Annotated in this window: 8 protein-coding genes; 2 read left to right on the forward strand and 6 right to left on the reverse strand. The window is 68.4% G+C overall.

The genetic code is table 11. From position 1 onward, the window contains the following. Positions 1-10: 10 nt before the first annotated feature. Together AC3RX1_RS15115 and AC3RX1_RS15120 are read right to left on the reverse strand one after the other, a co-directional pair. The gene (locus AC3RX1_RS15115) at positions 11-832 is read right to left on the reverse strand and encodes an SDR family oxidoreductase (protein WP_491502087.1); all 822 of its coding nucleotides are present in this window, start codon (positions 830-832) and stop codon (positions 11-13) included. 72 nt (positions 833-904) lie between these two features. Continuing rightward, positions 905-1,306: a PPOX class F420-dependent oxidoreductase gene (locus AC3RX1_RS15120; RefSeq protein ID WP_491502088.1), complete on the reverse strand. Its 402-nt coding sequence runs from the start codon at positions 1,304-1,306 to the stop codon at positions 905-907. Positions 1,307-1,382: 76 nt separating this feature from the next. Here AC3RX1_RS15120 and AC3RX1_RS15125 point away from each other — a divergent pair, with 76 nt between their 5' ends. Both AC3RX1_RS15125 and AC3RX1_RS15130 read left to right on the forward strand, forming a co-directional pair. Continuing rightward, complete coding sequence (locus AC3RX1_RS15125; protein WP_491502089.1) at positions 1,383-1,877, forward strand: methylated-DNA--[protein]-cysteine S-methyltransferase; 495 nt, start codon at positions 1,383-1,385, stop codon at positions 1,875-1,877. A 99-nt stretch (positions 1,878-1,976) separates the two neighbouring features. After that, a complete protein-coding gene (locus AC3RX1_RS15130; RefSeq protein ID WP_491502090.1) occupies positions 1,977-2,381 on the forward strand; it encodes a VOC family protein in 405 nt (134 codons plus the stop codon). A gap of 52 nt (positions 2,382-2,433) precedes the next feature. Here the strand turns inward: AC3RX1_RS15130 and AC3RX1_RS15135 are convergent, their stop codons facing one another. The 4 genes from AC3RX1_RS15135 to AC3RX1_RS15150 form a co-directional block, all read right to left on the reverse strand. After that, on the reverse strand, positions 2,434-3,000 hold the full coding sequence (locus tag AC3RX1_RS15135) for a dihydrofolate reductase family protein (protein ID WP_491502091.1): 567 nt from the start codon (positions 2,998-3,000) through the stop codon (positions 2,434-2,436). Positions 3,001-3,303: 303 nt separating this feature from the next. Continuing rightward, positions 3,304-5,178, reverse strand: a complete 1,875-nt coding sequence (locus AC3RX1_RS15140; protein WP_491502092.1) for a heavy metal translocating P-type ATPase — start codon at positions 5,176-5,178, stop codon at positions 3,304-3,306. Beyond that, the gene (locus tag AC3RX1_RS15145) at positions 5,175-5,534 is read right to left on the reverse strand and encodes an ArsR/SmtB family transcription factor (RefSeq protein WP_491502093.1); all 360 of its coding nucleotides are present in this window, start codon (positions 5,532-5,534) and stop codon (positions 5,175-5,177) included. Before AC3RX1_RS15145 ends, AC3RX1_RS15140 begins: the two co-directional genes overlap by 4 nt. Before the next feature lie 467 nt (positions 5,535-6,001). Further along, a complete protein-coding gene (locus tag AC3RX1_RS15150) occupies positions 6,002-6,655 on the reverse strand; it encodes a DCL family protein (protein ID WP_491502097.1) in 654 nt (217 codons plus the stop codon). Positions 6,656-6,682: the final 27 nt, after the last annotated feature.

The following is a 6,682-nucleotide window of genomic DNA, read 5'->3' on the forward strand; positions in this document are numbered from 1 at the left end:
TGCCGACGCGTCAGGAGCGCCAGCTGTCGTCGGTCATGGCCGCGCCGGCCTGCGGGCCCATCTGCAGCATCCCGCCGTCGACGACCATCGACGCGCCGGTGATGTACGACGCCGCGGGGGAGGCGAGGAAGGCGATGAGTGCGGCGACCTCGCGCGCATCGCCCGGGCGGCCGAGCGGGATCCCTGGCCGGTGCTTCGTCCTCGGGTCTTCGTCGGTCTGGCCGGTCATGGGCGTGGCGATCTCGCCGGGTGCGACACTCACCGCCGTGATGCCGTAGCGGCCGAGCTCGAGGGCGGCGCTCTTCATGAACCCGCCGAGCCCGTGCTTCGCGGCGTCATAGGCGCTCGAGCCGACCATCGGCTGGTGCTCGTGCACGCTCGTGACGGCGATGATCCGCCCGCCGCGACCGGCCGCGACCATCCTGCGCGCCGCGCGCTGGATGCACAGGAAGGCACCGGTGAGGTCGGTGTCGACCACATGGCGCCAGTCGTCGAGGGTGAGCTCGAGCAGCGGCGTCGTCGAGCCGGTACCGACGTTGTTCACGAAGACGTCGAGTCCGCCGAGCTCTTCGGCGAGCTCATCGATGACGTCGCCGCACTCATCGAGCCGGGTCGTGTCGAGGTGGGTGACGACCGCCCGCACCCCGTGGCTCTGCACCTCGTCGGCGGTGCGCTGTGCGCCCTCTTTATCGGCGCACCAGGTGATGCCGACATCCATCCCGTCGGCGGCGAGCGCCACGGCCGTGGCTCGGCCGATGCCGGAGTCAGATCCGGTGACGATCGCGCGCCGCGGCGCGGGCGAGTCGGCGGTGTCGATGCGTTCTTCGCTCACGACCGCGACGCTAGGCGGGTGCCGACGGGGTCACGAGGGGCTTGCACCCGCCGCTTCGCTGTGCGAGGCGGTCTACTGACTCGTGGCGCGCTCGATCGACATGACCAGAACGACGCGGTCGGCCTTGTTCGCCGGAGGAGTGGTGCTCGGGTCGCCGTAGCGATTCTGCAGCCGCACGTAGAACGCGCCCTCGGGGTCGGGCACAACCTCGACGAGAGTGCCGGCGACCTCGAGGTAGTGCTCCTGGTTCTCCGGGTCGACGATCGACAGCGCCATCGACGGGTTGTGTTGCAGATTGCGGTACTTCTGCCGCTTGTTCGTATGCGTGAAACGCACGTGCTCGCCGTCGAACTCGAACCACATCGGGGTGACCTGCACCGTGTCGTTCGGGCGGATCGTGCCGAGGTGCCCGAACAGGGGCAGCTCGAGAAGATGGCGGCGGTTGGCGGGGATGAGCTTGTCGAGATCGGCCATGCCTCCAGCAAAGCACAGCGGCGTTTGCCTCCGGGGTCGGGCAGCGGATGTCGCATCCCGGCAGTAGTCTCCCGTCATGCCTTCGTTCGCCACGCTCGAGACGCCGGTGGGCACGCTGGGCGTGAGCAGCAGCGGCGACGCGATCACCGGCGTCGGCTGGCGTATGACACCACCGGGGGACGTCGCTGATGGGCCCGACGCCGTGCTGGCCGAGGCGATCGCGCAGCTGTCGGCGTACTTCGCGGGCGACCGCCGCCGCTTCGATGTGCCGTTCGATCTCGGGCGGCAGACGGCCGGCACACGTGCGGTGCTGTCGGCACTGTATGAGACGGTGGAGTACGGCGAGTCCGTCACCTACGGGGAACTTGCGGCCCGCAGCGGATCGGGCATCCCCGCGCGAGGGATCGGCGCGATCATGGGCGCCAACCCGATCCCGATCATCGTGCCGTGCCATCGGGTGCTGGCCGGCGACGGGCTGGGCGGGTACTCCGGCGGCGTCGACGGCCAAGGGTTGGTCACGAAGCGCCGGCTGCTCGAGCTCGAAGGCGCCCTTCCGGCTCCCCTGTTCTGACGACGTCCGGCCGCCTGCGTCGGCGAGATATCCATGAAGGCTGGGCGCGATGTCCGTGACGCTCGGCGCGATGGCTGTGAGCAGGAGCAGAATCGCGGCATGGAACTGCAGCTCAGCATGGTGGTGCTCGAAGTGGCCGACCTCGACTCATCCGTGCGCTTCTACCGTCGGCTGGGTCTCGACATCCCCGACCCGAGCGGTGAGCGACCTGTCGTCGCGCACCGGATGGCCAGCGGGGTGACCCTGCTGCTGATCAACGGATTCGCCTCGCGCTACGACCCGGACTGGACGCCTCCGGCGGGCGGCTACTCACAGATGCTCGAGTTCTACGTCGGCGACGACGCTATCGTCGACAGCACGTGGGACGACCTTGTGGCGGCCGGCTATCACGGCCGGATGGCGCCCACCCAGACGGCGGGGCCCTACGCCGCGATGGTGGACGACCCGGACGGCAACGTCGTCCTGCTGACGTCCGACGAGGCGGCCTCACCGACTTCCGTTTGACCACTGATGGCTGCCTGTGGCTTTAGGACGGTTCCTCCGGCCTGCCCGGTCCTCAAGCCCCGGGAGGACCGTCGAGCACCGTCGGAATGTACTCCAGCAGCTGGATCTGCCCGTCGAACGTGCGGGCCTCGACGAGTTCGAGCCGGACATCCGGGTAGCCGTCGAAGATGCGGTCCTGGCCGGTCGCGCCGGTGATCACCGGGAAGATCACGACGCGGTACCGGTCGACGAGGCCAGCCGTCAGGAGCGAACGGCACAGGGCGATGCTGCCGAGCGTGCGCAGCGGCCACGGCGACTCCTCCTTCAGCGTCCGGGCGAACTCGACAGCGTCGGTGCTGACCAGCGTGGAGTTCGCCCAGTCGAGTGGCTCCTCGAGGCTCGATGAGAACACGTACTTCTGGACACCATCGAGCACGCCCGTTCCCTCTTCACCGGCGGCGGCGAACTGGGACATCAGCCGATACGTCGTGGCGCCCATGAGGAGGGGAGCATCCCGCTCGGGCGATTCAGACAACCAGGCAAGGTATTCGGGACCCTCGAGTCCCCACCAGCCCGGCCAGCCCTCGGCAGCACCGTAGCCATCGAGCGAGCAGATGAAGTCGATCGTCAAGGTCTGCATGAGCGCCCCGTTCCCGTTCGGTCGCCCCGCGCAGGCCGACCCGTGCGCGGATGGGACGAGCCTAGGTCTCCGTGCAATGCGACGGAACCCCCGGCGACATGCCGCTGCGGGCTCCTTGTAGGTTCCCGCTCGAGATGGCGAAGAGTTCCGGGATTCCACGGTAGTTGGCAGAGGTCTCGGGGGCAGGATTCCACGCGAAATGGCGGATTCCTACACGGGACTCATGGCTTGTCCGCGCGTCGCTCGAGACGCTAATGAGCCGGTGGTGGTGACGTAACAGCGTCGATGTGTCTCGGTTCGGTTCTACTTCTTGCGGCGTCCTGGGATGAGGCGGGCGGAGTTGAGGATGAACGCCGTCTCGCTGCCGACGTGGATGAACGCGGCCAGCACCGGCCCGAGCAGACCGAACGCGGCCAGACCCATGCCGATGAGGTCGACGGCGATCGTGCCGGCGAAGTTGAACATCACGATCCTGCGCGCTCGTCGTGCGACGTGGATCGTGTGGGCCAGGTCGTGCAGGTCGGAGCTGATGAGCACGACGTCGGCGCTCTCACGGGCGATGTCCGTTCCCGAGCCCATTGCGATCCCGACGTCGGCGCGTGCCAGCGCGGGGGCGTCGTTCACGCCGTCGCCGACCATCGCGAGCTTGTGGCCGGCGGCGCGCTCGGCGTCGATCGCCGCGAGCTTCTGTTCCGGGAGGAGACCTGCGCGCACGTCGTCGATGCCGAGTTCGGCCGCAACGGCCTTCGCCGTCGCTTCCTGGTCTCCCGTGATGATGAGCGTGCGCAGCCCGCGGCGATGCAGCTCGGCCACCGCCCCGCGTGCGGAGTCCCGCAACGTGTCCGCGAGCAGGATCGAGCCGGCGTAACGCCCGTCGACGGCGACGTGCACCGCGGTCGCGATGCCCTGACCTTCGAGGGCGTCGGGCGCGTCGGTGACCAGGCCGCGGCTGCCCGCCGCGACCGCGCGACCGGCGACGGTCGCCGTGACCCCGAGGCCCGGCCGGTAGACGAACTCCTCGGCCGGTCCGAGCGGCAGGCCCTCGGCGCGCGCGTGGGCGACGATCGCCTGTCCCAGCGGGTGCTCGGAGTAGGACTCGGCCGCCGCGGCCAGGATGAGCAGCCCGTCGACGGATTCGCCGTCGACGGTGCGCACGTCGACCACGGCAGGGGTGCCGGTCGTGAGCGTGCCGGTCTTGTCGAACACCACCGTGTCGACCGCGGAGAGCGTTTCGAGGTGCGCCCCATGCTTGATGAACGCCCCCGAGCGGGCGATCCGGGCGATAGAGGCGAGCACGGCCAGCGGCGTGCCCGCCGCGATGCCGCAGGCCCCGGCGACCACGACCACGGAGATAGACGCGGTGATATCGCGAGTGATGACGTAGGTGAGGACCGCGCCACCGAGAGCGAGGTACACCAGCCACGCCGCCAGCTTGTCCGCGAGCCGCTGCACAGGCGGCTCGGAGGACTGCGCATCCCGCACCGCCTCGACGATGCGCCCGTAGGACGACTCCGCACCGACCCGCTCGGCGCGGACCTCGACCGCCCCGATCTGGTTGATCGACCCGGCGTACACCTCCGCGCCGGTCGCAATCTCAACCGGCAGCGACTCGCCCGTGATCCGCGACTGATCCGCGGTCGACTCGCCCGCGACCACGACCCCGTCGACCGGGATGCGGCCGCCCGGAGCGACCACGACCACCTGCCCCGCGCTGACCTCGGCCAGCGGCACCGTCACAATGTCGCCGCCCTGCCGGACCTGCACCGTCTCGGGCAGGAACGCCATCAGATCGGTGAGCGCGTCACGGCCGCGGTCCATCGAGAGGTCTTCCAGAATCTCGGCAGCGAGCACGAACGTCGTGATGACCAGCGACGTCACCCACTCACCGATCGCCGCCGCGGCGACGATCGCGATGAGCATCGACAGCTCCATGCTCATCCGCCGGTTGCGGACGTCGTGCAGCGCCTCCATCAGGATCGGCCAGCAGCCAACCACCAGGCCGACCAGGGCGACGACCGGCACCGCCGGCCACGGCCACGTCAGGCCGAGCGCCACGGCGACCGTGCACGCCGCGACGAACAGGGTACGCAGCAGGTCGCCGCGGTCGATCTTGCGCCACAGGCTCGCCGCGCTCGTCGCGGCCGCGGCGTCGCTCAGCCGCGTGTCGGTCGCGCTCACTGTGCCGATCCGGTTGCGGCGGTCGTCGTCACACCCTCAGCGGTCAGATGGTGCGGCGGGAACACCCCATCGACGACGTGCTCAGCCTGGAACACGGCATGGTTCACCAACTCACGGGCGTGCTCGTCGATCAGGCTGTAGAACACGCGCGTGCCCTCCTGCCGCGCCTCGACGATCCTGCCCCACCGCAGCTTCGCGAGATGCTGGGATACCGCTGTGGGCAGCTTCCCGACCCGCTCGGCCAGCTCGCCCACGGGCAGCTCCCCGTCGCGCAACGCCAGGATGATCCTGATGCGGGTCGCATCCGACAGCAGAGTGAACACCTCGGCCGCCAGGTCGACATACTGACTCTCCACGCCAAAAGTGCATCTCTTCGTATCTTCACGCACACGCACATACTAGCGCAGCGGACTTGGCAGTCAACCGGACACCCGGACACGCGCCGCGGGCTGGTGGCGGCGCGATCAGGTGCTCTCGCGTTGCTCGAAGCATGCAAGCTCGACACGCACACCCGACCCCCTCCACGTGGCAGAGATACCAAGCGCCTGCCAACTGTCCGCGGAATATGTCATCTCGGCGTGGAACCTACAACAGTGTAGGTTCCTGGTCGAGATGGCGGAGGATCGCGCCGAATCCAGGGCAGTTGGCAATCGTCTTGAGATCGGGATTCCACACGAGATGGCGGTTTCCTTCGCTCGGCGCGCTACCTCCCGCCGCTGACCTACCGTAGCCAACCCGTTGTAGATGCGGCGGAGCGTAGCCTCAACCTCATCGAAGCGTGCGCGCCTGCCAGTCAGTCGCCCTTACGTGCCTTCCGCGGCGGTCACGGAGTCCACGCGTCTTGCGGGGGTCGCGGCCGGGCTGCGGCTTCGCTGGCTGTAGCGAGCCGGCGGTTGGCATGGCGATCGTAGAACTCCAGCCACCTCGCGAGGACGTCTGAATCCATGAGGTGGCTGCCGATGAGGACACCACCACTCCCTGAGTGAACCAGGATGTGGTCCCATCCGCCCTCGTCCTCGGCGAACCGGTACGTCAGTTGTCCCCACGACGGGTCCTCGTAGATGACGTGCGCCTCGTTGCGGTCGGGGAAAACGACCCCGGAGACATCGCTCGCGAACGTCCCAGCCGCGATTCGGTCGTCGCGGTATGAGAGCCGGCGGTCTTCCACGGCGAGTCGAAGCCCCTCTTTCGCGTCGGATTCTTCGGTGTGATTCTGGATGCAGGTGCGGTAGCTGAAGTCCACGTCGGACCCATCTACGCGTTTGATCCAGATCCCCGTGGCATCAGGTCGCACGTTGAACTTGTCGCCGTCGCTGGTCAGGCCGACGTAGAAGTATTTGACTCCAGCACCAATTTTCTCGGGCGCATCGGGATGCAGGTCAAGGACTTCGCGAAGCATGAGGTCGTGACCGGGGTCCGTGATGCGGAGTGGAGTCCTGCATAGTGGTGTAGCGCGCGGTGGCCGGGCTCGTCGGATGCGACGTAGACGCGGTCACCGTGTGAT

It is taken from the genome of Microbacterium altimontanum (assembly GCF_058349865.2).

Coding starts and splice junctions, on each gene's coding strand:
- AC3RX1_RS15120 (WP_491502088.1), bottom strand. CDS start 1,306: ATGGCCGATCTCGACAAGCTCATCCCCGCCAACCGCCGCCATCTTCTC.
- AC3RX1_RS15125 (WP_491502089.1), top strand. CDS start 1,383: ATGCCTTCGTTCGCCACGCTCGAGACGCCGGTGGGCACGCTGGGCGTG.
- AC3RX1_RS15130 (WP_491502090.1), top strand. CDS start 1,977: ATGGAACTGCAGCTCAGCATGGTGGTGCTCGAAGTGGCCGACCTCGAC.
- AC3RX1_RS15135 (WP_491502091.1), bottom strand. CDS start 3,000: ATGCAGACCTTGACGATCGACTTCATCTGCTCGCTCGATGGCTACGGT.